This window comes from Helcobacillus massiliensis, from assembly GCF_033106145.1.
GTDB classification, from domain to species: domain Bacteria; phylum Actinomycetota; class Actinomycetes; order Actinomycetales; family Dermabacteraceae; genus Helcobacillus; species Helcobacillus massiliensis.
Genome location: NZ_CP136959.1, coordinates 1,583,350 through 1,609,866 on the forward strand (window position 1 = coordinate 1,583,350; position 26,517 = coordinate 1,609,866).

Consider the following 26,517-nt stretch of genomic DNA (forward strand, 5'->3'; position numbering starts at 1 on the left):
CCGCTGTTCTGTGAGCGGCAGCGCGGGGCGCCGCCTCAGGCGGCGGTGAAGCCGTCGGCCGAGAACGCGGTGGTGCGGTCCTGGAACTGGATCGGGACGCGGAAGTCGTCCTCCTTGCCGTTGTACCGCTTGGCGGTGTCGTGCTCACTCGCGCCGAAGTCGTCCAGCAGCGGCGAGTAGGTGTCCACGCTCATCTCGCCGCGGTCGAGATCGAACTGGAGGAGGCGGAAGTAGCTCGCACCGAAGCGCAGCTGGCGGTTGATCAGGTAGCCGCCCACATCGGTGATGCCGAGCTCATCAGAGCCGACCGTGTAGAACTGGTAGTCGGCGAGCAGCTCCACCACGTGGTTGCCCGGCTGGCCCACGTTCCGGTTCACCGCGATGTTCACGCCGTGCTCGTGGCCGGAGAGGACCAGTGCCACGTTGGGGTTCTTCTCCACGATGCGGCTGCGGATGACTTCACCGTCGTGCGAGTCGTGGTCGCCGCGCCCGTCGGCCTGCTTCGACGGCTTGTCGTTGGCGTGCGTGGTGATGAAGGCGTTGCGGGTGGGGTACTGCTGGAGGACGCTGTGCGCCCAGTCGGCTTCTTCGTCGGTGACGTCGTAGCCGAGGTTGATGACGATGAAGTCGCGGCCGGAGGCGGTGAACAGGTTGTAGCTGTTCTGGTTGTCGCCCTCCTTCCACGGGTGGTATTCGGCGCTGCGTTCGCGCCAGCCGTCGGTCTGCTCGAGGGCCCTGTAGCGGTCCGGGCCGAAGTGCTCGTTGAACATGGAGTCCGGGCCGGTGTCCTTGCCGCCGCGGTTGTCGTGGTTGCCGGGGATGACGGAGTGGGGAACGCCGGAGTCGTCGGCGATGCGCTCGGCTTCGGAGGCGAAGCGGTACTCGCCTTCGGCGCGGCGGGTGCCGTACGGGCCGGACGGGTCGGTGGGGTGCCAGTTCTCGATGACGTCACCGGTGTGGGCGGCGAAGGCGATCTTGTGCTTGTCCTTGTTCTTCGCGAGCCAGCGGTAGGTGTCCTTGTAGCCGTTCTCCCAGACGCGCCGCTCCTTCGGGCTGGGGCGGCTGGTCGCGCCTTCGGTGATGTACTGCGTGTCGGTGAGGTGCATGATCGAGAAGTCGAAGCCCTCGGTGTTCTCGAACGCGTCGTCGACCGGTTTGTCGAGGTCGTCGGCGAACGGGTCGGTGCCGACGACCATCACGGTGGCGCGGCCGTTCGAGATGGTGCCCGCGGGGGCTGCGGCGGCCAGTTCGGTGTCTCCGTCGGCGCTGCCGCGAGCGGTGTCGAGGACCTCGTAGCGGCCGGTGTCGTGGTTGAGGGCGAGCAGGGTGACGCTGCGGGCGGGGTCAACGGTGCCGCTCCAGGTGAGGGCGTTCCCGTCGGCTGCGGCGAGGTCGGCGCGGATCACCGGCAGGTCGCCGGGCGCGGCGGCGGGGGTGTCGGCGCTGCGGTGATCGCCCGGGGTGAGGGGGTCCTTGACCGCGGTGCGGCCTGCGATCTGCACGTCGGCGGGCAGGCCGCTCTCCTCGTCGAACGCGTCGGCGGGGATGGTGCCGGTGACGGCGTTGGTGACGGGCTTGGTCTTCTTCGAGGCGGCGGCGCCGAGCGTGGGCGCGGTCGGGGCGGCGCCGACGGAGCTGGCCGCAGAGGGCACGGCAGCGGTGCTGGCGGGGACGAGGCCGACGGCGGCGGCCGCTGACAGGGTCAGTGCTGCCGCGCTGATGCGGGTGCGACGGGAGAGCATGGAGGGATGCCTTCTGTGCGGGGTCAGGAACGCCTGCGTGACGCTACAGAAGGGCGTTGACAAGAACCGAACCAGAAGGTTTCCCTCAGGTAACCTCCGGACTGGGGGGGTCGGGCTCAGTCGTCCGGGTCCCCCGTCCACGGGCGCCACTTGTGGCTGGTCTCGCTCACCTTGCGGCCCAGCACGATCACTCCATCCATCGGCCAGTCCCGCACCTCCGTGCCCTCGGGTGCGAGGTTCGTGGCCTGCCGCATGAAGATCTCACGCCCCGCCGGGGAGGCGATCGCGTCATGGACCGGCATGCCGATGGCGGGCTTCACCTCGCGCAGGAAGTCGATGGTCTCCTGCATCTTCGACCACGGTGCGCACACCGGGAAGCTGAGAGCGTCGATGCCGCGCCACTCATCGAGCGGCTCCAGGCTGTCCCCGGTGTGTCCCACGGTGGGGAACCCGTCGGCCTCGAACACGTACCCGACGTTGCCCACGCTGGGGATATCGGGGTGGATGGTGGCGTGCTCGCCGCCCACGGCGCGGATCCTGACCGTCACCTGGCCGCCGAAGCTGGTGCCGACCTGGAACTGCTTCCCGGGTTCCACGCGCCGCATCGAATCGCCGAGGCTTCCGGGGCCGGCCTGCTGGCGCATCTCATCATAGGCGCCGGCTTCGAGGAAGAGATCGGCCGACGGGTTCTGGTCGACCAGCACCTGCAGGTTGTCGAGGGTCACGTGGTCCGGGTGCTGGTGGGAGACGAGCACAGCGGTGATCCCGGTGGTCTGCAGGAGTGCTGGGTCGGCGAGATTGCCGGGGTCCACGATGATCCGGGTCCCGGGGTAGTCCAGCAGCAGCGCGGAGTGCTTGAAATGTGTGACACGCATGAGTCGAACAACTCCCTTCCTGGCAATAGACTAGGAGAGACCGCAGAGAATGATGCGCGGAAACGCCTGTGAGCCGCGCAGAGCAGGGAGAACTGAATGCCACGCGTGATTGTTGACGTGATGCTCAAGCCGGAGATCCTCGATCCCCAGGGGAAGGCTGTCGCCGGTGCGCTTCCCCGTCTGGGCTTCGACGGCATCTCCTCCGTCCGCCAGGGCAAGCGCTTCGAGCTCGAGGTCGACGGCACCGTCGATGAGGCGAAGCTCGCCGAGATCCGCAGCGCAGCCGAGACGCTGCTGTCGAACCCGGTGATCGAGGACGTCGTGTCCGTGCGCCTGGCTGAGGAGACCGCCTGATGCCGAAGATCGGTGTTGTCACCTTCCCGGGCACGCTCGACGACCGCGACGCCCTGCGCGCCGTGAAGCTCGCAGGCGCTGAGCCGGTGGCCCTGTGGCACAACGAGGACGACCTCCACGGCGTGGACGCGATCATCCTCCCCGGCGGCTTCTCCTACGGCGACTACCTGCGCGCCGGCGCCATCTCCCGCTTCGCTCCCGTGATGGAGCGCGTGGTCGATGCCGCGAAGGGCGGGATGCCGGTCCTCGGCATCTGCAACGGCTTCCAGATCCTCACCGAGACGCACCTGCTGCCCGGTTCGATGATCAAGAACGCGCACCGTACCTTCATCTGCCGTGACCAGCCGCTGCGCGTGGAGACCTCCCGCACCGCCTGGACCACGGACTACACGGACGGTGAGGTCATCCGCATCCCGCTGAAGAACCAGGACGGCCAGTACGTGGCCGACCAGCGGACCCTGGACATGCTCGAGGCGGAGAACCGCGTGGTGTTCCGCTACGTGGAGGGCGCGACCCACGGCCCCGCCGGGTTCGAGGAGAATCCGAACGGCTCGGTGAACGCGATCGCGGGCATCACCAACGAATGGGGCAACGTGGTGGGCCTCATGCCACACCCGGAACACGCGGTGGAGGCGGGCTTCGGCCCGGATATGCCCGGTGAGGGCACCCGCTCCGGCACCGACGGCGCCCGCTTCTTCAGCTCCGTGCTGACCTCGCTCGTCGCCGCGAACTGACGACGGCCCGGCCCGGCCCCCGCCGGCCAGCCCGACCGGCAGAGCCCGGTTCCATGCGTTTCAGCGCTCATTCTCGTCGGAATGGGCGCTGAAACGCATTCAACGGGAGTCCGCTCCGCCCCTACCACCCAGCGACAGTGGAGACCGCCTGATTACGATTCGGTATCGTCCAACACTTCGACGATCCGTCTGAAAGGACGTGACCATGAGCAAGCTCCTTCGCGCCATCGGCAGGGCCGGCCTCGCCTCCATGTTCATCAACAACGGCTACAACACGTTCAAGAACGCCGACGCCATGGCCCCCATGGTCGAGGACAAGCTCAAGGCGTGGATGCCGGAGCAGACCCAGCAGTACGGCGCCGCCACCATGGTCCGCGCCAGCTCCGGCACCATGGTTGCGGGCGGCACCGCCCTCGCTCTCGGCATCGTCCCGCGCCTCGCGTCGCTCGCTGTTCTCGGCGCCCTCGTCCCGACCACTCTCGCGGGCCACGCCTTCTGGGAGTCCACGGACAAGGACGAGAAGACTCAGCAGCGTCTGCAGTTCCAGAAGAACCTCGCGATGGCCGGCGGCCTGCTGTTCGTTGCCGCCACCGGCAAGAAGCACCGCTGATACACCAGGCACCGCCGACACTCGAGGCCCGTCTGGCCTCAGCGCTCGCGCAACCGCGCGGCGCACGTGACGAAGCGCCGGCCCGCTCCCCACTCAACGGGGGACGGGCCGGCGCTTCTGTGTTGGCGGCTCGACGGGGGCAGGCCGAGCCGACGGCCTCAGGCGCTGGCGGTGCCCTTGCCCTCACCGGCGGGCGCGACCTCCGCAGCGATCCGCGGGGTGTTGACGAGCGTATCCAGAACCGGGCAGGTCGCTTCGATGAACTCCACGAACTGCTCGATCTCCTCCTGGGTATTGTCCGCGTCGATCCGGAAGCGGCTGGTGATGGCGGAGAAGCCGAGCTTGGCGTCGGGGTTCTTGCCGAGGAAGCCGTCGGGGTCGAGGGTGCCGGTGACGTCGATGGCGACGTCGCGCAGGTTGATGCCCCTAGCCTCGGCATAGGCGCGGGCCACGATCACCTGGCAGGAGCCGAGCGCCGCGAGCAGCAGCTCCACCGGGTTGGCGCCGAGATCGGTGCCGCCGAGTGCAGCAGGTTCATCGATGGTGATGGTGTGCTGCCGTGATGAGGCGCGCACCTGCAGTCCCTCGATGGACTGGGCGGTGGCGGTGAACTGGGTGTCGGCCATGGTCATCTCCTAGCTCTGGGTCAGGCACCGCAGAAGAGGCGTCGCCGCCCGAGGATCATCCCTGCGGGGCACTTCCACTCTGACACGCCGAACACCATCGACCTGAGGTCTGTGGTCCAGTGCGGCCGAGTGTTAACCCGCATGTCAGGTGCCGTCAGTCCGCACCGTGGACTTCACCGACGCGGAGAAGAAGAGGCTCGGGCTCGACTGACCGCGAGCGCGGTCACTTCACGGCGCGCAGCACCGTGAACATGCGGTCGCGGTGCAGTTCGTTCACCGACGCGAACCGCGCCTCCAGCGCCGGCCGGTACCGCAGGTGGGAGTTGTGCACGAACAGCAGTTCACCACTGTCCACCAGCACACGTTGCGCAGCATCCAGCAGGCCCTGCACGAGCGTCATATCGATGCGGGCGCCCTCATGGAACGGCGGGTTGAGCAGCACCAGGTCCATCGAGGCGTCCTCGACCTGCGAGGCGGCATCATCCCAAGTGACGCGGGCGCGGTCACGGTAGCGGGCGAGCGTGGACTCAGCGGAGCGGACTGCGTCGATCTGGTGATCAGTGGCGATGACGTCAAGAGCAGCCGCTCCCCCATCTCTCGCCTTGTCGCCGCGCTTCGCCGCACCAGGGCCGTGCTTCGTCGCAGCGGCGTGCAACAGGCGCAGTGACACCAGGCCGTTGCCGCAGCCGAGGTCCAGCACCCGCGCGGGGGCGGCCCCGTCGGCCCCTCCCCCGTTCTCCGCGCCGGCCGCACGCTCGCTCCGGGCCGTGAGCCAGCGGATCGCCTGGTCAGCGAGAGCGGAGCCGCCGCGGTCGGGCTTCGCACCGGAGAACACACCGCCGATTCCGGTCAGCATGCCGACGCCGAGCACCTCCTGCCGCTGCGCCTCATGCGCCGCCGCACCGGCGATGGGGCCGGTCGCGATGAGGCAGCGGTGCTTGCCCTTGCCGAAGCCTCCGCGGACGTTCTCGAACGCGCCGGCGAGGACGTCGTTCATGGAGCGGGCCATGTGCTTCTGGTTGCCGCCGAGAACAAGCCGGGCCCCGTCGGCCGCGATCGCTGCGGTGCCGCGGGCGAGCAGGTCGAGCTCGGCGAGCGATTTCGGGAGCCGCCCGAGGGCGGTGGTGATGCGGGGGCCGACGGATGCCGGCACCAGCTCGGCCCCACCCGGGAGGTCGGTGTCGAGGCCGACCACGACCACGCGGCCCGCGACCTCCGGCCCCGCCTGGTCGGCTGCGGCGCGCACACGCTGCGCCGCGTCGACGGCGCCGCAGCGGACGATCACCCGCGCCGCGGCCGCGTGCTGGAGAGTGCCGAGGGTGAGAGCGCCGGTGTCGTCACCGAGCACGAGCACATCCCCCGCTGAGGCATCGCCGCTGCTTGCCGGGGCGGCATCGCCATCCGCGGAGTCAGCGGCGTCGCCGAAGGCGTCGTGCAGGATGAGGCGCTCGAGCGCGTCAGGAGCGGTGGCGGCCAAGGCCGGGGCGTCAGCGGAGTCGGCGATGAACGAGTGCGCGGCGGAGCGGGAAGCGTCGGTCATGCCCCGAGACTACGTGCCTCGGCCCTCGCGACGCTCCTGGGGGCGGCGCCCGCGTGACCGCAGACGCCCACCGGGCAGGCGCGGTGCCGGCAGCGGCCGCGGCGTGTTCGGAGGGAACGTCCCGAACAGCAGGTCCCCCTCAGTCGCCGGCCGCGCTGCGTCCGAGTCGGGGTCGAGTGCCTCGCCGTCGGCGCCTTCGAAGCCCATCTCCTGCTGGTAGCGGGCACGGAACTCGGCGATCTCCTCGTGGGAGCGGCCCACGAAGTTCCACCACATCACGATGTCCTCACCGAGCGGTTCCCCGCCGATCAGCAGCACGCGCGCCCCGGCCTCCCCTGCCGTGAGCCGCACCGACTCGGAGCGTTCGGGGACCAGGACGAGGTCGTACCCGTCGGCCTCCACCACGGGACGCTCCCCCGCCCCGACCGTGACGGGCCCTCGGTCCACCACGACCGCGTACTCGTGCCCCGCATCCAGGTGAGCGGTGACCTCGATGTCGGGGTCGAGCGTGATCTCGAGGAAGTCGAGCGGGACGCCCATCTGCAGGTCGCCGCGGGCCGTGACAACCTGGTCACCCGGGCCGGTCACCGAATGCTCGCCGAACCCGGCGCGCAGCGCGAAGGCGTCGGCTTCGATCCGTTCGGTGGAGGCGAGCGCGAACGCCGGGTCGCCGAAGCGCTGGGCATCGGGCTGCGCGAACCACAGCTGCACTCCGTGCAGGGTGGTGGTGTCGTTCGTGGTGAATTCGGAGTGCGTGATGCCGCGACCGGCGGTCATGACATCGACCGCGCCTGGGGTGACCAGAACATGCGAGCCGATCGAGTCGCGGTGCGTGATCGCCCCTTCGAACAGCCAGGAGACCGTCGCGAATCCCGTGTGGGGATGGCGCGCCACCTGCATGCCGCCCGTTGCAAAGACGTCATCCGGGCCGAACTGGTCCACGAAGCACCACGGCCCCACCAGCGAACAGTCGCGGTGGGGCAGGGTGCGCATGACGGTCATGCCGCGGGGCCCTCCGAGGGGGACCTCGCGGCCGCGCAGCACGTGCAGGCGGGAGGTGAGGTCGTCCATGCCGACAGTGTGACCCACCCGACTGGATTCATCCCTTCTGGACGGTGATCGACCAGGTGGCGGCATCCAGCTGACGGAACTCGGTGACGTCGTGGCCGGCGGATGCGGCCCAGGCGGGGATGGAGTCGGTGGCCTGGGTGCAGTCGAAGTCGATCTGCAGACGGTCACCGCGGTCGATCTGTTCGATGGCGCGCTTGGCCTCCACCAGCGGGAACGGGCACACCTGGCCGATGGTGTCGAGGCGGTAGGTGGCGCCCGAGTCGGTCTGCGGCGCCTGCGCTTCGGCGTCCGCGTGGGCGGCCGACGGGTTCTGCGGAACCTGCCGCTCCACGGTGGGGCGGCGCTTGGGAAGCGTAATGAAACCCATGGTCTCGGTCCTTTCTGTCGTTGGGTCAGCTGATGCGTTCGAGCGTCACAGCGGGCTTGTCCGATGCGGCACCGTCGGCCTGCAGGCGGACGGGCTCGGCCCCGACGCGGCGGTGCGTGACGATGAACAGGCGGGAGGCTGCGCCGACGCCGAGGAAGGTGAACATGAATGCGATCCAGCCCTGCCAGGAGAACAGCGCGGTCTCCACCAGGGAGTTGCCGATGGTGCAGCCACCGGCGATGGCCGCGCCTGCACCCATCAGCACACCGCCGATGACCGCGCGCACAGCGGTGCGCGCGTCCGGGGCGCGCAGGCGGAACTCACCGGACGCCTTCGCGGCGATGTAGGACCCGGGGATGAGCCCGAGGACGAACAGCACGCCCCAGTCGAGCGTCGAGACGTCACCGGCGGTGAGCATCTGGACGATCTTCGCCGACGGGGTCGTGATCCCCAGGCCGCCGGGACGGCCAGCCGCCTCCGACAGCGGGAACGCGGCGGCGGCGATGAGGCCCACCACAACAGCGGTCGCCAGCGGCGCCCACGGCTTCTCCAGAAGCAGGTGCGCAAGCCCGGTCCTCTTCGCGGGCAGCCCCACGAAGCTCGGGGCCGGGCGGGACAGCTGACGCGCCACGAGCGCGATCGTGACGATGCTGAGCAGGCCCAGCGGCACCCACACCGGCACACCGAGGGTGCCGTGGATGGTGGTGGCCTGGGTGGAGGTGTCGCGCAGGGAGTCGGTGATCTGCTGACCCGCGCCGAACTTCATCACGGACGCGGTGAAGGCGTAGAGGCCGAGCGCGATCCAGGAGCCGATGAGGCCCTCACCGGAGCGGTAGTAGGTGCCGGTGGCGCACCCGCCGGCGAGGACGATGCCGATGCCGAAGAGGAAGGATCCGGCGGCGACGCCCAGCAGCGCGAGCTTCGGGATCTCCGGGTGGATGATGTCCGCGCCGATGAGGACGTTGACGATGACCGCCTGGATGGTGACGGCGACGAGGAAGGCGGTGAGCCAGCGCAGCGAGCGGCTGAGCCACACGTCGCGGAATGCGCCGGTGACGCAGAACCGGCCGCGTTGGAAGACGAAGCCGAGGACGACGCCGACGGCGAGTCCGGTGAGAAGCATGAGGAGGGCTCCTTGGGGTCGGTGATGAGGATGCCCGCGGCGGGTCGCCGCCGCGGGCCGGACGCCGACACGCTACACAGATTGCTTATGACCCCCATAAGCAGATGTCGGCAGATGGCTCCCGATGACGACTCAGCAAGCGCGACGTCACATCCCGGGACCCCGCGGACGGGCTCTCCCCTGCCCGGCTCCTCCCGGCGCACAGAACAGGGCGGGGCCGGCGGCCTTCGCCGCCGACCCCGCCCTGGGATCACGGTCAACCCGGCCCGTCAGGCCGAGCCGATGTGTTCGCCGATCACTTCACCTCGAACTTCGGCGCGCCGATGCCCGGATCGATCGTCGGGACGTCGCCCGCGGTCGGGCGGATGTCGATGTCGAAGATGTCCAGCGGCAGGTACACGGTCGCGCAGGCGTTCGGGATGTCCACCACGCCGGAGAAGCGGCCCTCGATCGGTGCCGCGCCCAGCAGCAGGTACGCCTGCTCCTTCGACCAGCCGAACGTGGACAGGTACTCGATCGCATGCAGGCACGCCCGCTGGTATGCCAGGTGCGAGTCGAGGTAGCGCTGCTCGCCGTCAAGGGTGACGGACGTGCCGGAGAAGCTCAGCCACTGGCTGTGCTGAGGCGGAGTGTTGCCCGGCATGAAGATCGCGTTCTCCTTCACGCCGTACTTCTCCATACCGCCCGGGATCACATCCACGTGCAGGTCGATGAAGCCGCCCATCTCGATGCCGCCGCAGAAGGTGATCTCACCGTCGCCCTGCGAGAAGTGCAGGTCGCCCACGGAGAAGTTCGCGCCGTCCACGAACACGGGGTAGAACACGCGGGTGCCCTTGGTCAGGTTCTTAATGTCCTGGTTGCCGCCGTTCTCACGCGGCGGTGCGGTGCGCGCACCCTCGGAGGCGACACGGTCGAACTCCTCGCCCTCGAGGCTGCCGAGGACGGCACCGTTCGGCTCCGGCGGGAGCGCCAGGGCCGGAACGCGGTTCGGGTCGGTCGCGATGAGGTCGCCCTCGCGCTTGTTCCACTTCTTCAGCAGCTCGGCCGAGGGCGCGGTGCCCATCAGACCCGGGTGCACAATGCCGGTGAACTTCACGCCCGGCACGTGGCGGGAGGTGCAGGTGCCGCCCTGGAAGTCCCACACGGCCTTGTACGCGTCGGGGAACTGGTCGGTGAGGAAGGAGCCGCCGTTCTTCTTCGCGAAGATGCCGGTGTAGCCCCAGCCCTGGCCGGCGAGCGGACCCTCCTCCTGCGGGATCGGGCCCACGTCGACGATGTCGACGATAAGGAGGTCACCCGGCTTCGCACCCTCGATCCGGAATGGGCCGGACAGGGTGTGCACAGTGTGCAGCGGCGCGGTGGCGATGTCCTCAGCGGAGTCGTCGTTCTTGATGTGGCCGTCGAACCACTCGCGGCAGTCCACGCGGAAGGTGTCGCCGGGCTTGACGGTGACCTGCGCGGGGATGTCGGGGTGCCAGCGGTTGTGGCCGATCTTCTCCTGCTCGGTGAACTTCTTGGACGAATCGAGGGGGAACAGATTCTTCGGCATGGTGGCCTTCCTTTGGGGAGGGGTTGGAATCCGGGGTCTCAGTGCTGGGGCACGGCCCAGGTCACGGCCGGGGCAGCTTCTGGTGCTGCGGGTTCCGAGTGACCGGGGTGGAGCGCTGAGACGGTCCGCTGGGGACGCTCGAGACCACCTGCGGCTGATGCGCGGTGGCCTGCGTGGAGTCCATCAGCTTCATGCGGGTGGGGTCCGCGGTGGAGACCGCGGGGGCGCTGATGCGCCGAGTCGCCTCCCCATCGCAGGCCGGACACGCAATCGATCGAGTCTCCGAGCTGATCGGCAGCAGCTTCTCGGTGAGGTGGCCGCCGTCGCAGCTGAACTCGTACAGGGGCATCGATACTCCTTTGTGACGCGCCTTACTGGTGTCGCCACTATCTCGAAGATGTCTGGGCCCTTCCTGCCGGTTTGCAGCACTCGGCCGTCGCCCCGCCCGGGGCGTGTCCGGGGGAGCAGATTCAGCGCTGGAAATGGGGCTCGGGGCCGGCTGCCTGGCCTGGTCGCGGGGGCGGGCAGACAGAATTCGACGGATGTTCGCTATTCGCGGCGAATACGGAACATCCGTCGAATTCTGTGGCGGGGTGGGCCGGGCTGGGCGGATCACGGACAGTGTCGCTGAGGATTGCGCGCGACAACGAGTCCCCAGCACAGGCAGATGGAGTGAACCTCAGTCAGCCATGGCGCAGTGGCTGCCGCCCGGGCCGGGCACTGCAGGCGGACTCGCTGTTCTTGCTCTCGGCACCGTTTTCGCTACGTCATTTCGTGACCCGATCGCATTCATGCCCTTCGCAGCGCTGAGCGGCGTCGTGGCAGCGCGTCGGCCCGCCTCGCCGCCGGCGGCAGCCGCTCCCATCCCCGCCTGAGGCACTTCGAGAGGAAAGACCGCCGCGGAGGGGGTGTGTCATGACTGCGATCAACGAGAACGTGGACCGGATGCAGCCTGATACGGATGCGCAGCGGGACCGGCTGATCCGGCATCGACTGCTTGTCCGTGCCCGGTGGGAGGCCGACGCGTTCACGCACGCGATTCGGTCCAGCGCGCTGCGGTTCGGCGACGGGGTGGAGACTGGCGGGGCGGCAGGACGTGAAGCAGGCACTGGCGTTGCCGACGGCGCTGAACGGAACAGTGGCCCGCTGCCCTGGCCGCGCACACGCCTGCCAGAAGCCGTTCTGCAATGGCACCCTGCAGCGCACCGGCGTCACTGACCACATCGATCATGTGCGCCCGCACAGCCGGGGCGGCCCTGCGTCAATGGCGAACGGCGCCGCGCTCGACGCGTTCTGCAACCTCAGCAAAGCCGACCGCGACATCGCCGAGCCGCTGCAGGGTGGAACCGGCATCCGATGGCGCTCACGCAGCGGACGCGGGATCATCACCAAACACCGTCGATTCCGCACCTGAGCCGAGAGCTCACGGAATAGATCCGAGTTGGCTCGCCCACGTCCGTGTCGGTTCGGCGCAGACTCGTTCAGATCTGGTCGATCGCCGTCTTCGCCTCGCGCAGTCCTGCACCGGTGCGCAAACGGTACTCTTTGATCGCTTCGATCTTCCGCCCCGCAGCCGCCAGCTCCCGCTCGGACTGAGTCGGTGCGTACGGATCTGTCGGGGGAGACTCCGCAGGCAGCTCCTCACCAAGGATCTCCGTCATCAGCGCGGTGAGGTGATCCACTCGCTGATGCAGGCGCTTCACCTCCGCCTCAAGACGAATCACATCGCCGCTCTTGCCACCGAAGAAACCCATCGCTCACCTTTCGCATCCGCGCAGGCTCAATGCTCGTCCGGACCTCGCCACGGCCTCAGCCGAGGGTCTCGACCGAGCCGCTGAAGTTCTTCCGGGCCGGGCGGTCCTTCCGTGGCGCGCGATAGCCCACGAACTCGGTGCGCCGCTCCGATTCCGCATCATACGCTACCCACACCGTTCCCGGGATCATCACAGGCGCCGCAAACTCCACATCCCACCGCAGCGGCCGTGACAGATCCGGCAGGCACTCGCTGAATGCGCGAGACGCCGTGTACATCCCGTGCGCGATCGCCCGGTTGAAGCCGAACAGCTTCGCCGACAGGGCAGACATGTGGATCGGGTTCGCATCACCGGACACGGCCGCGTACCGGCGGCCGGTGTCCCCATTGAGCTTCCAGCGGGCCGACGGCTTCGGCGGCTGGAACTCCTCACGCTTCGCAGCACGGTCCTCGGAACGGGACCCGTCGGCCGACGCGCCCTCCTCCTGCAGCGCGGCGATCTTCCGTGCCGTCTCCCCGCGGGCCAGATAGGTGGAGACGTCCGTGGCGACGATCTGCCCGTCAGCGGACAGGGTCGAGACCGCTTCGAACGTGGCGCCGCGGCGGTGCGGCTGGATGTTCCGCACGCTGCACTCCACATCCACCGTCTCCCCCACGCGCACCGGGCGATGCTGCAGGATCGAGTTCTTCACGTGCACGAGCCCCAGCAGCGGGAACGGGAACCGCGGATGTGCCATCAGCGACAGCGACACCGGGAACGCGAGCACATGCAGAAGGCCCGGGTGGACGTAGTCGGACGCCGCGGCGCCCACCAGGTGGTCGAACCGGGCGGACTGCTCCGCCCCGACTTTCACTCCCCGGACCCGGTAGCGGCGCTCCGGAAGACTGGTGGCGCGGGGCACCAGCGGTGGGCGGCCGAGCGCGGCCGCCCAGATCGCGGGGAAGCTGGGGACGCTGGAGAGTTCACGGACGCTCATGGGATCACCGTCCCACAAGGTTCTGGCCGCACACCCGCAGCGTCTCCCCGCGGATGCCGCCGGCGGCGGGCGAGAGCAGGAACGCGACCGCCTCGGCCACGTCCTGCGGCAGGCCGCCCTGGTGGAGGGAGTTCAGCAGGCGCGCCACCTCGCGCGTCACCACGGGCATCGTCGCGGTCATCTCCGTTTCGATGAACCCGGGCGCGACCGCGTTCGCCGTGCCGCCGGATTCGGCGAGGTCGCCGGCGAGCGCATCCACGTACGCCATCACACCGGCCTTGGAGGCGGCGTAGTTGGTCTGGCCGCGGTTGCCGGCGATGCCGGAGGTGGAGGCGATGCCCACGTGGCGGTAGTCGGCGCCGAGCGCATCCTCATCCCGCAGGGCGCGGGTGATCGCCAGCTGCGAGCGGAGGTTCACGGCGATGACGGCCTCCCAGCGGTCCTGCGTCATGTTCGCGAACAGTTTGTCGCGGGTGATGCCGGCGTTGTGGACCACTCCGTCGATCGGGCTCCCGTCGGCAGCGGCGATGAGGGCGGCGGCGGTGCGCTCCTGGGTGACGTCCGCGAGGACGGGGCGACCACCGAGTTCGGTGGCGAGGCGGGAGAGCTCGGTGCCGGCGTTCATCATGTCGACCAGGATGAGGTCGGCGCCGTCAGCCGCGAGGATGCGGGCGATCGCTTCGCCGATGCCGCGGGCGGCGCCGGTGACCACGATGGTGCGGCCGGCCAGCGGCTGAGTCCAGTCGGCGGGGGCGGTGCCGGTGTCGGCATCGATCCGCAGCAGCTGCCCGTCCACGAAAGCGGAGCGGGCCGAGAGGAAGAACCGCAGGGCGTGCTCCACGCTGACGGTGCTGAGCGGGACCTCGGGCGCGACCTGGATGCCGTTGGCGGTGGCGCCGCGGCGCACCTCGTGACCGAGCGAGCGCAGCAGGCCCTCGACGGCGCCCCGGGCGGAGTCGACCACGGGGTCGGCGCCGTCGGGGGTGCGGGAGACGGTGATGATGCGGCCGCCGGGCTGCAGCTTCTTCACGGCGGCGCGGGCCTGCTGGATGAGGCCCGCGATGTCCTCGGGGCGGCGCAGGTCGTCGAGGACGAGCAGGAGGGAGCCGACGCTGCCGGTGTCGTCGGCGCGGCGGCGCACATCCGCGCCCCAGTCGAGCAGGCGGGCGGCGATGTCGTCAGCGCCGGTCGAGTCGCCGAGGACGACGGCGGGGCTGAGGACGAGCTCGTCGCGGTCTGCGCGGCGGGGCAGGTGGGCGGGCCTGGGCAGGCCGAGCTGCTTCGCCAGCAGACCGCCGACGGGGCTCTTCACGAACGAGCCGTACAGGTTGGGGGCGGCCATCACTTGTCCTCCTGTCCGACGGGCTCGGCCTGCAGCAGGCACACCACGCCCTGCCCGGAGGCGGCGCACACGCTGATGACGCCGCGCTGGGTGCGGCCGGTGTCGTCCGCTGCGGTGCGGAGCATGGTGGCCAGCGACGCGACGATGCGGCCGCCTGTGGCGGCGAAAGGGTGCCCGGCGGCCAGCGACGAGCCCTTCACGTTGAGCTTCTCGCGCGGGACCGTGCCGAGCACGTCGTCGAAGCCGAGGCGGTCCACCATGTACTCGCGCGACTCCCATGCCTTCAGGGTGGACAGGACGGTGCCGGCGAACGCCTCGTGGATCTCGAAGAAGTCGATGTCGTCGATGGTGAGGCCGTTGTCGGCGAGCAGTCGCGGCATCGCCTCCACCGGGGCCATGAGGAGGCCCTCGTCGCCGTGGACGTAGTCGGTGGCGGCGGCGCGGAAGTCGACGACCTCCGCGAGCGGGGTCAGGCCCCTGGCGGCGGCCCATTCCTCGGTGCCGACGAGGACCGCGGAGGCGCCGTCGGACAGGCCCGTGGAGTTGCCGGCCGTCATGGTGGCCTGCTCCTTGCCGAAGACGGTCTTCAGCCCGGCGAGCTTCTCCACGGTGGTGTCGGGGCGGAGGAATTCGTCCCGGCCGCAGCCGCGGTAGCCGGTCATGAGGGTGTCGAAGAAGCCCTCCTCGTAAGCGGCGGCGAGGTTCCTGTGGCTGGCCGCGGCGAGCTCATCCTGCTCCTCGCGGGTGATGCCCCATTCGCGGGTGGTGATCGCCTGGTGCTCACCCATGGACAGGCCCGTGCGCGGCTCACTGTTGCGCGGGGCGAGGGGGGCGAAGTCTGACGGGCGCAGGGAGCCCACGAGGCTGAGGCGCTGGCCTGCCGTCTTCGCGCGGGAGAGGGTGTGGAGCTTGCGGCGCAGGGAGTCGGACACTTCGATGGGGGCATCGGAGGCGGAGTCGACGCCGCCGGCGATGCCGGAGTCGATCTGGCCGAGACGGATCTTCGCGGTGACGAAGTTGAGGGTCTCGAGGCCCGTGGCGCAGGCCTTCTGCATGTCGATCGCCGGGGTGTGGGGGTCCAGTGCGGTGCCGAGGACGCTTTCGCGGGTGAGGTTGAAGTCCGCTGCTCGTTTGAGGACGGCGCCGCCGGCGACTTCGCCGATGCGTTCGTTCTGGAGGGAGTACCGGGCGATGAGGCCGTCGAGGGCGGCGGTCATCATGTCGCGGTTGGAGACGCCGCGGTAGGCGCCACCGATCTTGCCGAAGGGGATGCGGTTGCCGCCGAGGACGTGCACGCGGCGCGGGGCGTTCTGAGGAGCTGTCACAATGACCTCTTTACATAGTACTGCCAGTACTTGATACTCTAGGTTTCGTGAACACGAACGCGCAAGCCCCTCAGCCCGACGGCCGCTCCACCCGGTGGGCCCGCCACCGCGAACAGCGCCGCTCCGAGCTGCTGGCAGTCGCCCGCACCGAGATCCATCGCCAGGGCCCCTCCCTCACCATGGAGGACATCGCCGTCGCCTCTGGAACCTCGAAGTCCATCGTCTACCGCTACTTCAAGGACAAGGCCGAACTGCAGCGCGCCCTCGGCGTGCAGATCCTCAACGAGATGGTCCAGCAGCTCACCCGCGTCCTGCGCGCCACGAACGATGAGCACCCGTCGGCCGAGACCTCCATCCGCGCCATGACCACCTCGTTCGTGCACACCGCCGCCACCTCCCGCAACCTCTACGAGTTCGTGGTGCAGCCCAGTGCCGGGCTCAACCACTTCCTCACCTCTGTGGGCCGCCTCGTAGCCGCCTCCCTTCCCCAGTCGATCGACGCCCAGACCCGCACCCTGTGGGCCAGCGGCGCCGTCAGCTTCGTCCAGGGCGTCACCAGCCAGTGGATCCGCGCCCGCGAGGGCGATGCCCTGTTCGAGAAGACCCCCGATGACATCGCCGACCACCTCGTGACGTGGCTGCTCGCCGGCCCGCCCACCGAGTGACACACACGCACTGAAAGGACCGCCATGCCGATCACTGACAGCATCAGGGCGCTCACCGCTGAGCAACCCGAGACCACCGCCCCCGTCGCCCCTCCCTACAGCGACGAACCGCTGCAGGTGGACGTCCCCCTGCTCACCGACCTCCTGCTCGGCACCTACGCCGACTCGCGCCGCCTCGCCCGCGAGCGCATGAAGGACGAGCGCCTCCACGACCACCTCGACCAGACCGTCGCCCAGCACCGCGAGCGCGTCCTTGAGCAGCTGCACCTCATGGCGGAGATGGGGGTCGCAGACAACATGGTCCCCACCACTCTCGGCGGCCCCAACAAGCAGGGGGACAACGTCGCCCAGTTCGAGGAGATCGTGGTCGGCTCCCCGTCCCTGCAGATCAAGTCCGGTGTGCAGTTCGGCCTGTTCACCTCCGCCATCGTTCAGCTCGGCAGCGAAGAGCACCATCGCCGCTGGGTGCCGGACGCCATGGCGATGCGCCTGCCCGGCGCGTTCGCCATGACCGAGATCGGCCACGGCTCCAACGTCCAGGCCCTCGCCACCACCGCCACGTTCGATCCCGAGACCGACGAGTTCGTCATCAACACCCCGTTCCGGGCCGCGTGGAAGGACTACCTCGGCAACGCCGCCTGCCACGCCCGCGCCGCCACCGTGTTCGCCCGCCTCATCACCCGCGGCGTGGACCACGGGGTGCACTGCTTCTTCGTGCCCGTGCGGGACGAGAACGGCGAGCTGCTGCCCGGCATCCGGTCCGAGGACGATGGCCCGAAGGGCGGCCTCAACGGCATCGACAACGGCCGCTTTGCGTTCGAGAACGTCCGCATCCCCCGCACCAACCTGCTGAACCGCTACGGCGATGTGGACGCCGACGGGGTCTACACCTCCCCCATCGAATCCCCCGGACGCCGGTTCTTCACCATGCTCGGCACCCTCGTGCAGGGCCGCGTGTCACTGGACGGCTCCGCTCTGCGCGCCACCCAGCTGGCGCTGACCATCGCCATCACCTACGCCTCGCAGCGCCGCCAGTTCACCTCCGCGGACCCCAACCGCGAGACGGTGCTGATGGACTACCAGTCCCACCTCAACCGGCTGCTGCCGGCGCTGGCGGAGACCTACGCCGGGCAGTTCGCGCACGACGAGCTGCTGCGCGCCTACGACGACGTGTTCTCCGGCGAGGGCGACACTCCCGAGGCCCGCGAGGACTTGGAGACCCTCGCCGCCACGCTGAAGCCGACGTCGACCCGGCTCGCCCTGGACACCATCCAGGAATGCCGCGAAGCGTGCGGCGGTCAGGGGTTCCTGGCGGAGAACCGCCTCGTCGGCCTGCACGCCGACCTCGACGTCTACGCCACCTTCGAAGGCGACAACACGGTGCTGCTGCAGCTGGTCGCGAAGCGTCTGCTCGCTGACTACTCCTCGGAGATGAAGAGCATCGACCGCGCCGGCATCGGCCGGTTCATCGCCGGTCGCGCCGAAGCCCTCTCCAAGCGCCACACCCCGTGGAACCGCCTGGTGCAGACCGCGCAGGACGCCGGCAGTGCGAAGCGCGCCGCCCTGTCGATGCGCGACCCCCAGTTCCAGGAGTCGATGCTGGCGGCCCGCGCGAAGTCCACCGTGGAGGAGGTGGCGCTGGCGCTGCGTCCCGCCGCGAAGATGAGCCCGCAGGAGGCGGCCGCCCTGGTGAACCGCCACCAGGTGGAGATGCTGGAGGCGGCGAAGGCGCACGCGGACCTGGTGCGCTGGACCGCGTTCACCACCGCCATCAACGACATCGAGGACCAGCAGACCCAGCACGTCATGTTCCGCCTGCGGGACCTGTTCGCCCTCACCCGCATCGAAGCGAACCTGTCGTGGTACCTGCTGAACGGGCACATCTCCCTGCAGCGCGGCCGCACCCTGCGCGGGTACATCAACCGCCTGCTGTGGAAGCTGCGCCCGGTGGCGCTGGACCTCGTGGCGGCGTTCGATCTGGCGCCCGAGCATGTGCGCGCCCCGATCGCGCTCGGCGCGGAGCGGGAGCGCCAGGATGAGGCGGAGGAGCACTACCGACAGCAGCGCGCCAGCCGGAACGCACCGGTGAGCGAGAAGTCCCTGCACCAGGCGCGCTGAAGCGCCCCGCACCCGAGGGCTCGGCGGGGCTGCGCCCATGGGTAGGATGGGGCTGGGTCGGCTGCGGGCCGCACCCAGCCCCGTTTTCTATGCGCTCGAGCCAAAGGACACTTCCGTCAATGCCTGACATCGACACCGTCGAGAACGCTGCCGCCACCCCTGATGAGCAGCAGCCCTGGGCCGACCTCGGTCTGAAGGGGGATGAGTACCAGAAGATCCGCGAGATCCTGGGCCGCCGCCCCACGAACGCCGAGCTCGCCATGTACTCGGTCATGTGGTCGGAGCACTGCTCGTACAAGTCCTCCCGCAGACACCTCTCCCAGTTCGGCGAGAAGTCCACGGAGGCGATGAAGAAGAACCTCCTGGTCGGGATCGGTCAGAACGCCGGCGTGGTCGACATCGGCGACGGCTGGGCCGTCACCTTCAAGGTCGAGTCCCACAACCACCCGAGCTTCGTGGAGCCGTACCAGGGCGCCGCAACGGGTGTGGGCGGCATCGTCCGCGACATCATCTCCATGGGTGCGCGCCCCGTCGCGGTGATGGACCAGCTGCGCTTCGGCGCCATCGACCACCCGGACACCGCCCGCGTGGTGGAGGGCGTGGTGGCCGGTGTGGGCGGCTACGGCAACTCCCTCGGCCTGCCGAACATCGGCGGCGAGACCGTGTTCGATCCCTGCTACCAGGACAACCCGCTCGTCAATGCGCTCGCCATCGGCGTGATGCGCCACGAGGACATCCACCTCGCCAACGCAGAGGGCGTGGGCAACAAGGTGGTCCTGTTCGGTGCCCGCACCGGCGGTGACGGCATCGGCGGCGCCTCCATCCTCGCCTCCGAGTCCTTCGATGACGAGGGTCCCGCGAAGCGCCCCTCTGTGCAGGTGGGCGACCCCTTCATGGAGAAGCTGCTGATCGAAGCATGCCTGGAGATGTACCGCGAGGAGGTCGTCGAGGGCATCCAGGACCTCGGCGCCGCCGGCATCTCCTGCGCCACCAGCGAACTCGCCTCCAACGGCGACTCCGGCATGCACGTGGACCTCGACACGGTCCTGCTGCGCGATCCGTCCCTCACCGCCGGCGAGATCCTCATGAGCGAATCGCAGGAGCGGATGATGGCGGTGGTCTCCCCCGAGAAGCTCGACCGCTTCCTGGAGATCGCCGACAAGTGGGGTGTGGAGTCCGCTGTCATCGGTGAGGTCACCGGCGATGGCCGCCTCACCATCGACCACGGCGGCCAGCGCATCGTCGATGTGGACCCGAAGACGGTCGCGCACGACTCCCCCGTCTACGACCGCCCGTACGCCCGTCCCTCCTGGCAGGACGCGCTGGAGGCCGACGCCGCTGAGAAGCTGCCGCGTCCGGCGGATGCCGCCGCTCTGGTGGAGCAGCTGTGGACCGTGACCACGTCCCCGAATCTGGCCTCGACCCACTGGGTCACCGATCAGTACGACCGCTACGTGGGCGGCAACACCGCCCTGGCGATGCCGGACGACGCCGGCGTGCTGCGCGTGGATGAGGAGACGGGCCGCGGCATCGCGCTCTCGACCGACGCGAACGGCCGCTACGCCATGCTGAACCCGTACACCGGTGCGCAGCTGTCGCTGGTGGAGGCGTACCGCAACGTCGCCACCACCGGTGCGCAGCCGATGGCGGTCACGGACTGCCTGAACTTCGGCTCCCCGGAGGACCCGGACCGCATGTGGCAGCTGGTGGAGGCCATCACGGGCCTGGCCGACGGGTGCCGGACCCTGGAGGTCCCCGTCACCGGCGGCAACGTGTCCCTCTACAACTCCACCGGTGAGCCCGGCACCATCGACTCCGCGATCCACCCGACCCCGGTGGTCGGCATCCTCGGCGTGTTCGATGATGTTGCGCGCCGCACGCCGTCGGGCTGGAAGGACGAGGGCCTGGCGATCTACCTGCTCGGCTCCACCGCTGAGGAGCTGTCCGGGTCGGCCTGGGCCGGCGCCGTGCACGACCACCTGGGCGGCCAGCCGCCGAAGGTCGACTTCGACGCGGAGCGCGAGCTCGCCGAGATCCTCGTGTCCTGCTCCCGCGACGGCCTCATCGACGCCGCGCACGACCTCTCCCAGGGCGGCCTGTTCCAGGCTCTGGTGGAGTCCTGCTCCCGCTTCGGCACCGGTGCCCGCATCGTGCTGGACGAGCTGAAGGAGCGCTACGGCCTCGACGATCTGACCGCGCTGCTGTCGGAGTCGCAGGCCCGCGCGATCGTGACGCTGCCGCGCAGCGAAGAGGTCCGCTTCACCGACATGGTGACGGCGCGGAAGTTCCCGGCCGTGCGCATCGGTGTGACCGATGGCGATGCCCTCGACATCCAGGGTGTGGGGTCCTTCCCGATCGCTGAGCTGCGCGAGAAGCGTGAGGCGGTGCTGCCGAAGCACTTCGGCTGATCCCATCGGCCACCACCCCGAGGGGTTCGACGATCAACTACCGCAGGGGCGGCAGCCGGGCGACCGGTCTGCCGCCCCTGATGTGCAGTACGGGCTTTCTCTCACACCGCGTGGAACCCCAAGTTACCGGCCTAGCACTTTCGATGGATCCGATATACGTTCGTAATGTTCGCGTTTCCCACCCGAGGACCATCATGTCTCTCCTTCCCCGCCGCTCCCTGATCCGCACCGGTGCCGCTCTCCCCTTCGGAGCAGCCGCCGTCCCCGCTGCGTCCGCCGCCCTCCCCGCAGCCGATGGCACCCAGGGCGACTCGGGCACCACCATCACCGATGAGGACCTGGCGACACCGGAGTCCGCGAAGAACGCGTCCTCCGCCGCTGACGACGACGCTCCCGGACGCTCCGTCGCCGGCACCGCGACGATGGCCGCCGCCACCTGGACCGGGGAGGACCCGGACACGGTGGAGGTGTCCGCTCGGGCCGCTGACGGCACCTGGTGCCCGTGGCGCCGCCTCGAACTGCTCACCGACATGGGGGCGAAGGCCACCGACCCGTCCTGGTTCGGTCCCTCCACAGCGGTGCGCTTCCGCGCCGCGCGCGACGGTCAGGACGTCACCGCTGAGCTGACGGCGCACCTGATCGAGACCTCGGAGGACCCGTCGGACCACGAACGCGTGGGCAATGGGCCCAGCGGCGGCGGCACCGGCCTCACCGGCACCGTCCCGGCGACCAAGGTGCTCGCCACCGCGGCGCCCGCGATGTTCACCCGCGCCGAATGGGGCGCGAACGAGTCCTGGGCGCGCAACTCGAGCGCCGACAGCGAACTGAAGTCCGTGGTGGTGCACCACACCGCCGGCTCCAACAGCTATTCGCGCGCTGATTCGATGCAGATCATGCGCGGCATCTACAGCTACCATACGCGCACGCTCGGTTGGGCGGACGTCGGCTACAACGTGCTGGTCGACAAGTACGGCCAGATCTTCGAGGGCCGCCGCGGCGGGATCCACCGCAACATCCGCGGCGCCCACGCGCTCGGTTTCAACCACAGCACGTTCGGCATCTCGATCATGGGCGACTACGAGGTCGCGTCGGCTCCGTCGGCCGGCATCGACGCCCTCGCGCGGGTGGCGGGCTGGAAGCTCGGCTCCGCGTTCATCGCCGACGTGCGCGGCACCTCGGTGCACCAGCCCCGCAACACCGATTCGCCTGCCGTGCGGTACAAGAGCCCCGTGTCGCTGCCGCGCATCTTCGGCCACCGCGACGTCAACTACACCTCCTGCCCCGGCAAGAACGTGTACTCGAAGTTCGAGAACCTGCGCACCCTCGCCCAGCGCTACCGCGACGCCCACCCGACCGGGCACTACCTCGCGTTCCACCGGAACGGAGGCTTCACGCGCTTCGGCACCGTCACCCACGCCCAGCGGCTGGAGGGCTCCTACCACGTCACCCGCGCCACTCGCGGCCTCGTGGTCACCGCCGGACAGTCCACCGTGGCGCACCAGAGCCCGTACGCCGCTTCTTGGACCCCCGAGTGGGGCCAGCCGCTGGAGTCCAAGACGAGCGGGCCGCAGCGCTTCGCGAACGGTATCGCCGACAAGGTGAACGGCAAGGTCGTGTTCACCGCCGGCGGCCCCGGGCAGACCTTCAAGGACGTGCCGCGCTCGCACATGTTCTCCACCGAGATCGAAGCGCTGGCGAACAAGGGCATTCTGCGGGGCTGGCCGGACGGCACGTACCGCCCGTCCGTCGCGGTCAACCGCGACGCCATCATCGCGTTCATGTACCGCGTCGCCGGCTCCCCCGCTTACACCCCGCCGGCCCGCTCCCCGTTCGTGGACGTCCCGACGAACTCGCAGTTCTACCGTGAGATCTCCTGGGCGTACGCGACAGGCCTCTCCACCGGCTGGACCACCCGCCGGGGCCGCGAGTTCCGTCCCCTGCAGCCGGTGAACCGCGATGCGATCGCCGCGTTCCTGTTCCGTTCCAGCGGCGATCCACTGCCCGTGGCGAAGACCGCCCCGTTCCGGGACGTGCCCCGCACCTCGCAGTTCGCCCGTGAGATCACGTGGATGAAGAGCGCGGACATCTCCACCGGCTGGCCGGACGGTACGTTCCGCCCGCTCGTCGCGACGAACCGAGCAGACATGGCCGCGTTCATCTATCGTCTGATGAAGAGGCAGGGCAAGCTCTGATCCCGTCGACCGCCGCGGTCAGGACGGTGCCCTGCCGACGCCGTCGACGCTGAAGAGAGTGTGAAGCATGAGAGTCGCCCTGCTGTGCGATGTGGACCAGACCGTCTACCACGTGGGCGATGAAGCGATCGCGTCCGCTGAACGGGAGCAGCTGGAGCGCCGTGGCTTCACTGTGGTCCCGGTGTCGCGGCACGAGAAGTACGGCCCCGGCGGCACCGCCCCCGCGGACGCGATCGACGCACTCACCTTCCCGCACGATCCGCAGGACCGTGAACGGTACGCCGAGGAGATCCAGCAGGTCCTCGGCGGCAGCGATGCCGCTCTGCCGGCCGAGGACAAGCTGTTCCGCATCCGCGAGCAGCTGCGCGGCGTGGACGCCCTCGTCATCGGCGGCGGCGGCAACCTGAACTCCCGGTTCGGGTGGCTGCTGCTGGAGCGGTGGGCGATGGGTCTGCTGGCGCACAGCCTCGGCCTGCCGGTCGTGGTCGCGGGCCAGACCCTCGGCCCTGACCTCACGGCGGCCGACCGTGCCCGCCTGCGCGATCTCTTCGCCATCGCGCGAGTGGTGGCGGTCCGCGATGAGGCGAGCGCCGCGCTCGCCCGCTGCGTGGGGCCGACGGGTTCCGCCGCGTCAGCAGTGCTGTGCAGCAGCGACGATGCGGCCGCGCCGATCCTCGACCAGCGCATCACCGGCCCCGCTGACGGCGCGCACGGGGCCGGTACCGAGGGCCGAGCGGGCACTGACGACCGGACGGGCACCGTCCGCGGCCGCACCCTCTCGGTGACGCTCGGGTCGGCGGCTCCGTTCGATGAGGACGAGTACGTCACCGCCCTCGCCGGCATCATCGACCGGGCCGCGACGGCACTGGACGCGACAGTCGAATTCGTACCGCACATGGCGGATCAGGACGACCCCGATTCCGGCGACTGCCGAATCAATGCGCTGGTTGCGGCGCGTCTGGATGCCCCGCACCGGCTCGCCCCGATCGAACTGGCGGCGGCGTCCGCTGCCCGCACCTGCGCGGCCGACGCAGTCCTCACCACCCGGTTCCATCCCCTGGTCTTCGCGCTGGCCTCGGCCACACCCGTGCTGCCGATCCACCTGGACCGGTACGGCCGCGTCCGCATGGACGGCGCCCTCACCAATGCCGGGGCCGACCAGCGCAGCCTGAGCCTGGAGCACCTGCTCGCCGATCCGGCGGCTGTCGACGCCGCGATCGCCGATCTCGCCCACTGCGCCGACGCGCCCGACGCCAGCGGCCCGTCGCACGGCGCAGCCGCGCTTGAGGCGATCACCGGCACCTGGGACGCCATCGCGGACGCCCTGCAGGGCCGGGACCCGTCGGCCCCCTCCCCCAGCGGCGACGCCCCTGCAGCAACAGACACCGGCGACCGTTCCGCCACCGCGGCCGCAGCCGGTACCCGCGCCCACTCCCCTGCCACCGCCGCGTCCGGTGAATCAGCTGGGACCACCGGCGAACCGGCACAGACCGCGATCATTCTGCGCACCAAGGACCGGCCCCTGCTCCTGGACCGCGGCATCCAGGACATCCTCGGGCAGACCGTCACCGACTGGCACCTCGTCATCGTCAACGACGGCGGCGACACCGACGACCTGACCGCCGTGGTCGACCGCTACCGGGACGAACTGGGCGAGCGCATCACCGTTCTCCACAATGAGCAGTCGCGCGGCATGGAAGCCGCCACGAACCAGGGCCTGGCCGCCACCCGCAGCGAATTCGTCGCCGTCCACGACGATGACGACGTCTAGCACCCGCGCTTCCTCGCCCGCACCACACGCTTCCTCGCCGACACCGACGACGCCGCTGTCTCCGTGCGCACGCACATCGTGCTGGAGCGCCTCGCCGGTGAGGAGCCCGGCGTGTACGTCCCCTACGAGACGTTCCCGGTCTGGCCGGAGATGCACAGCATCACCCTCGCGCACTTCATCCGCATCAATCGGATGGTACCGATCTCCCTGCTGTACCGCCGCAGCGTCCACGACACCATCGGGCTGTTCAACGAATCGCTCCCGGTGATCGGCGACTACGAGTTCCATCTGCGGCTCCTGCAGTCGATGACGGTCGGATTCCTGGACGAACCGCTCGCGTTCTGGCATCAGCGGCCCGGCTCCACCGGCGCCTCCAGCAACTCTATGGTGGCGGGCCTGCGCGACCACCACCGCTTCGACGCACTGCTGCGAGACCAGTACTTCACCACCTGGGTGGAGAAGAACGGGCTCGGACTGCCGATGTTCATCACCGCGGCGCTGCGGGAGGAGGCCGACGGGCTCCACCGCGAACTCGCCGACACCCGCCGTGAGCTGGCCGACATGCGCCACCAGGTCGATGCGATGGCCCACCAGCTCGAGGTCATCGAGCACGGGGTGCTCAACGGCGGCACCATCAACTTCGTGAAGCGCACCGGCCGGCGTGTTCTGCGGCGCCTGCCCGGCCGGGGGCGCTGACGCAACCGCAACCGCCACGGCCGCCGCTGTCGCTGTGGCGGGCGCGGGCCGCGCCGTGAACGCTGCCGCCGCCCCCGCGTGCGGGCATGACGAAGGGCCGCTGGGAATCAACCCAGCGGCCCTTTCCTTCGTGATCCGAAGCGGATCAGACCTCAGTCGCGATCCAGAGGATCAGTCCTCGGTCTTCTCCTCGGCGGCTGCCTCGGTGGTCTCCGGGGCCTCGTCGGCCTTCGCAGCGTCGTCAGCCTTCGCGGACTGCTTGGCAGCGCCCTCAGCCTCCTTCACCACGGACTCCTTGGCGGAGTACGGCTCGTCGACCAGCTCGATCAGCGCCATCGGGGCGTTGTCGCCCTTGCGCGGACCGATCTTGGTGATGCGGGTGTAGCCGCCCGGACGCTCAGCGAACTTCGGGGCGATCTCGGTGAAGAGCTCGTGGACGACCGACTTGTCGAGCACGGAGCGCATGACGCGGCGGCGTGCAGCAAGGTCATCCTTCTTCGCGATGGTGATGAGGCGCTCGGCCACCGGCTGCAGGCGCTTCGCCTTGGTCTCGGTGGTCTTGATGGCGCCGTGCTCGAACAGAGCGGTGGCCAGGCCGGCCAGCATCGCCTTCTCGTGAGCGGCGGAACCGCCGAGACGAGCTCCCTTCGTGGGTGCAGGCATTGTTGTTCTCCTTGGA

At 69.6% G+C, this 26,517-nt stretch carries 24 protein-coding genes; 10 read left to right on the top strand and 14 right to left on the bottom strand.

Translation table 11 applies throughout. The annotated features are described in order from the left end of the window. Positions 1 to 35: 35 nt before the first annotated feature. Positions 36 to 1,742 (bottom strand): metallophosphoesterase, encoded by a 1,707-nt coding sequence (locus tag R3I40_RS07315; RefSeq protein ID WP_285261884.1) that lies wholly within the window; start codon positions 1,740 to 1,742, stop codon positions 36 to 38. Positions 1,743 to 1,858: 116 nt separating this feature from the next. Next, positions 1,859 to 2,617 carry an MBL fold metallo-hydrolase gene (locus R3I40_RS07320; RefSeq protein WP_285261883.1) on the bottom strand — a complete coding sequence of 253 codons (759 nt, stop codon included), beginning with the start codon at positions 2,615 to 2,617 and terminating at the stop codon, positions 1,859 to 1,861. Between the two features lie 96 nt (positions 2,618 to 2,713). On the opposite strand from R3I40_RS07320, the gene purS reads away from it, so the two are divergent. The 3 genes from purS to R3I40_RS07335 all read left to right on the top strand — a co-directional run bounded on the left by purS (position 2,714) and on the right by R3I40_RS07335 (position 4,315). After that, the gene (gene purS, locus R3I40_RS07325; protein WP_285261882.1) at positions 2,714 to 2,971 is read left to right on the top strand and encodes a phosphoribosylformylglycinamidine synthase subunit PurS; all 258 of its coding nucleotides are present in this window, start codon (positions 2,714 to 2,716) and stop codon (positions 2,969 to 2,971) included. Beyond that, the gene (gene purQ / locus R3I40_RS07330; protein WP_183375546.1) at positions 2,971 to 3,705 is read left to right on the top strand and encodes a phosphoribosylformylglycinamidine synthase subunit PurQ; all 735 of its coding nucleotides are present in this window, start codon (positions 2,971 to 2,973) and stop codon (positions 3,703 to 3,705) included. Before purS ends, purQ begins: the two co-directional genes overlap by 1 nt. A gap of 205 nt (positions 3,706 to 3,910) precedes the next feature. After that, entirely contained in the window at positions 3,911 to 4,315 is a 405-nt protein-coding gene (locus R3I40_RS07335; RefSeq protein ID WP_183375548.1) for a DoxX family protein, read from the top strand. Between the two features lie 158 nt (positions 4,316 to 4,473). Here the strand turns inward: R3I40_RS07335 and R3I40_RS07340 are convergent, their stop codons facing one another. From R3I40_RS07340 to R3I40_RS07370, 7 genes are all read right to left on the bottom strand, one after another. Continuing rightward, entirely contained in the window at positions 4,474 to 4,941 is a 468-nt protein-coding gene (locus tag R3I40_RS07340; protein ID WP_285262272.1) for an OsmC family protein, read from the bottom strand. 223 nt (positions 4,942 to 5,164) lie between these two features. Next, on the bottom strand, positions 5,165 to 6,481 hold the full coding sequence (locus tag R3I40_RS07345) for a class I SAM-dependent methyltransferase (protein WP_285262271.1): 1,317 nt from the start codon (positions 6,479 to 6,481) through the stop codon (positions 5,165 to 5,167). 9 nt (positions 6,482 to 6,490) lie between these two features. Then, the gene (locus R3I40_RS07350; RefSeq protein WP_285262270.1) at positions 6,491 to 7,552 is read right to left on the bottom strand and encodes a pirin family protein; all 1,062 of its coding nucleotides are present in this window, start codon (positions 7,550 to 7,552) and stop codon (positions 6,491 to 6,493) included. A 28-nt stretch (positions 7,553 to 7,580) separates the two neighbouring features. Then, a complete protein-coding gene (locus R3I40_RS11585) occupies positions 7,581 to 7,784 on the bottom strand; it encodes a sulfurtransferase TusA family protein (RefSeq protein WP_239374072.1) in 204 nt (67 codons plus the stop codon). A gap of 160 nt (positions 7,785 to 7,944) precedes the next feature. Beyond that, the gene (locus R3I40_RS07360) at positions 7,945 to 9,042 is read right to left on the bottom strand and encodes a YeeE/YedE family protein (protein ID WP_183375556.1); all 1,098 of its coding nucleotides are present in this window, start codon (positions 9,040 to 9,042) and stop codon (positions 7,945 to 7,947) included. Positions 9,043 to 9,337: 295 nt separating this feature from the next. Further along, a complete protein-coding gene (gene fmdA, locus R3I40_RS07365) occupies positions 9,338 to 10,591 on the bottom strand; it encodes a formamidase (protein WP_239373960.1) in 1,254 nt (417 codons plus the stop codon). A gap of 61 nt (positions 10,592 to 10,652) precedes the next feature. After that, entirely contained in the window at positions 10,653 to 10,940 is a 288-nt protein-coding gene (locus tag R3I40_RS07370) for an FmdB family zinc ribbon protein (protein WP_183375560.1), read from the bottom strand. Positions 10,941 to 11,687: 747 nt separating this feature from the next. On the opposite strand from R3I40_RS07370, the gene R3I40_RS07375 reads away from it, so the two are divergent. Continuing rightward, complete coding sequence (locus R3I40_RS07375) at positions 11,688 to 12,005, top strand: HNH endonuclease signature motif containing protein (protein WP_239373954.1); 318 nt, start codon at positions 11,688 to 11,690, stop codon at positions 12,003 to 12,005. Positions 12,006 to 12,072: 67 nt separating this feature from the next. On the opposite strand, the gene R3I40_RS07380 is transcribed toward R3I40_RS07375, so the two are convergent. Genes R3I40_RS07380 through R3I40_RS07395 form a run of 4 tightly spaced genes read right to left on the bottom strand, consistent with a single transcriptional unit; the run spans position 12,073 to position 15,988 of the window. Next, positions 12,073 to 12,345: a ribosomal L7/L12 family protein gene (locus R3I40_RS07380; RefSeq protein ID WP_239373952.1), complete on the bottom strand. Its 273-nt coding sequence runs from the start codon at positions 12,343 to 12,345 to the stop codon at positions 12,073 to 12,075. A gap of 55 nt (positions 12,346 to 12,400) precedes the next feature. Beyond that, complete coding sequence (locus R3I40_RS07385) at positions 12,401 to 13,321, bottom strand: MaoC/PaaZ C-terminal domain-containing protein (RefSeq protein WP_285262269.1); 921 nt, start codon at positions 13,319 to 13,321, stop codon at positions 12,401 to 12,403. A 4-nt stretch (positions 13,322 to 13,325) separates the two neighbouring features. Beyond that, positions 13,326 to 14,663, bottom strand: coding sequence for a 3-oxoacyl-ACP reductase (locus R3I40_RS07390; protein ID WP_285262268.1), 1,338 nt, complete (start codon positions 14,661 to 14,663; stop codon positions 13,326 to 13,328). After that, the gene (locus R3I40_RS07395; protein ID WP_183375566.1) at positions 14,663 to 15,988 is read right to left on the bottom strand and encodes an acetyl-CoA C-acetyltransferase; all 1,326 of its coding nucleotides are present in this window, start codon (positions 15,986 to 15,988) and stop codon (positions 14,663 to 14,665) included. The genes R3I40_RS07390 and R3I40_RS07395 overlap by 1 nt, the downstream gene beginning before the upstream one ends. A 47-nt stretch (positions 15,989 to 16,035) precedes the next feature. Between R3I40_RS07395 and R3I40_RS07400 the strand changes: the two genes are divergently transcribed. The 6 genes from R3I40_RS07400 (at position 16,036) to R3I40_RS07425 (ending at position 25,838) form a co-directional block, all read left to right on the top strand. Then, complete coding sequence (locus R3I40_RS07400) at positions 16,036 to 16,653, top strand: TetR/AcrR family transcriptional regulator (RefSeq protein ID WP_259923631.1); 618 nt, start codon at positions 16,036 to 16,038, stop codon at positions 16,651 to 16,653. Between the two features lie 24 nt (positions 16,654 to 16,677). After that, positions 16,678 to 18,771 (top strand): acyl-CoA dehydrogenase family protein, encoded by a 2,094-nt coding sequence (locus R3I40_RS07405; protein ID WP_285262267.1) that lies wholly within the window; start codon positions 16,678 to 16,680, stop codon positions 18,769 to 18,771. Positions 18,772 to 18,890: 119 nt separating this feature from the next. Further along, positions 18,891 to 21,179: a phosphoribosylformylglycinamidine synthase subunit PurL gene (purL, locus tag R3I40_RS07410; protein WP_285262266.1), complete on the top strand. Its 2,289-nt coding sequence runs from the start codon at positions 18,891 to 18,893 to the stop codon at positions 21,177 to 21,179. Between the two features lie 194 nt (positions 21,180 to 21,373). Then, positions 21,374 to 23,371 (top strand): S-layer homology domain-containing protein, encoded by a 1,998-nt coding sequence (locus R3I40_RS07415; protein WP_285262265.1) that lies wholly within the window; start codon positions 21,374 to 21,376, stop codon positions 23,369 to 23,371. A 67-nt stretch (positions 23,372 to 23,438) separates the two neighbouring features. Further along, positions 23,439 to 25,142: a polysaccharide pyruvyl transferase family protein gene (locus tag R3I40_RS07420; protein WP_285262264.1), complete on the top strand. Its 1,704-nt coding sequence runs from the start codon at positions 23,439 to 23,441 to the stop codon at positions 25,140 to 25,142. 63 nt (positions 25,143 to 25,205) lie between these two features. After that, the gene (locus R3I40_RS07425) at positions 25,206 to 25,838 is read left to right on the top strand and encodes a glycosyltransferase family protein (protein WP_285262263.1); all 633 of its coding nucleotides are present in this window, start codon (positions 25,206 to 25,208) and stop codon (positions 25,836 to 25,838) included. A 171-nt stretch (positions 25,839 to 26,009) separates the two neighbouring features. Here R3I40_RS07425 and rplQ read toward each other — a convergent pair whose 3' ends face one another. Continuing rightward, a complete protein-coding gene (rplQ, locus tag R3I40_RS07430) occupies positions 26,010 to 26,501 on the bottom strand; it encodes a 50S ribosomal protein L17 (RefSeq protein ID WP_183375578.1) in 492 nt (163 codons plus the stop codon). Positions 26,502 to 26,517: the final 16 nt, after the last annotated feature.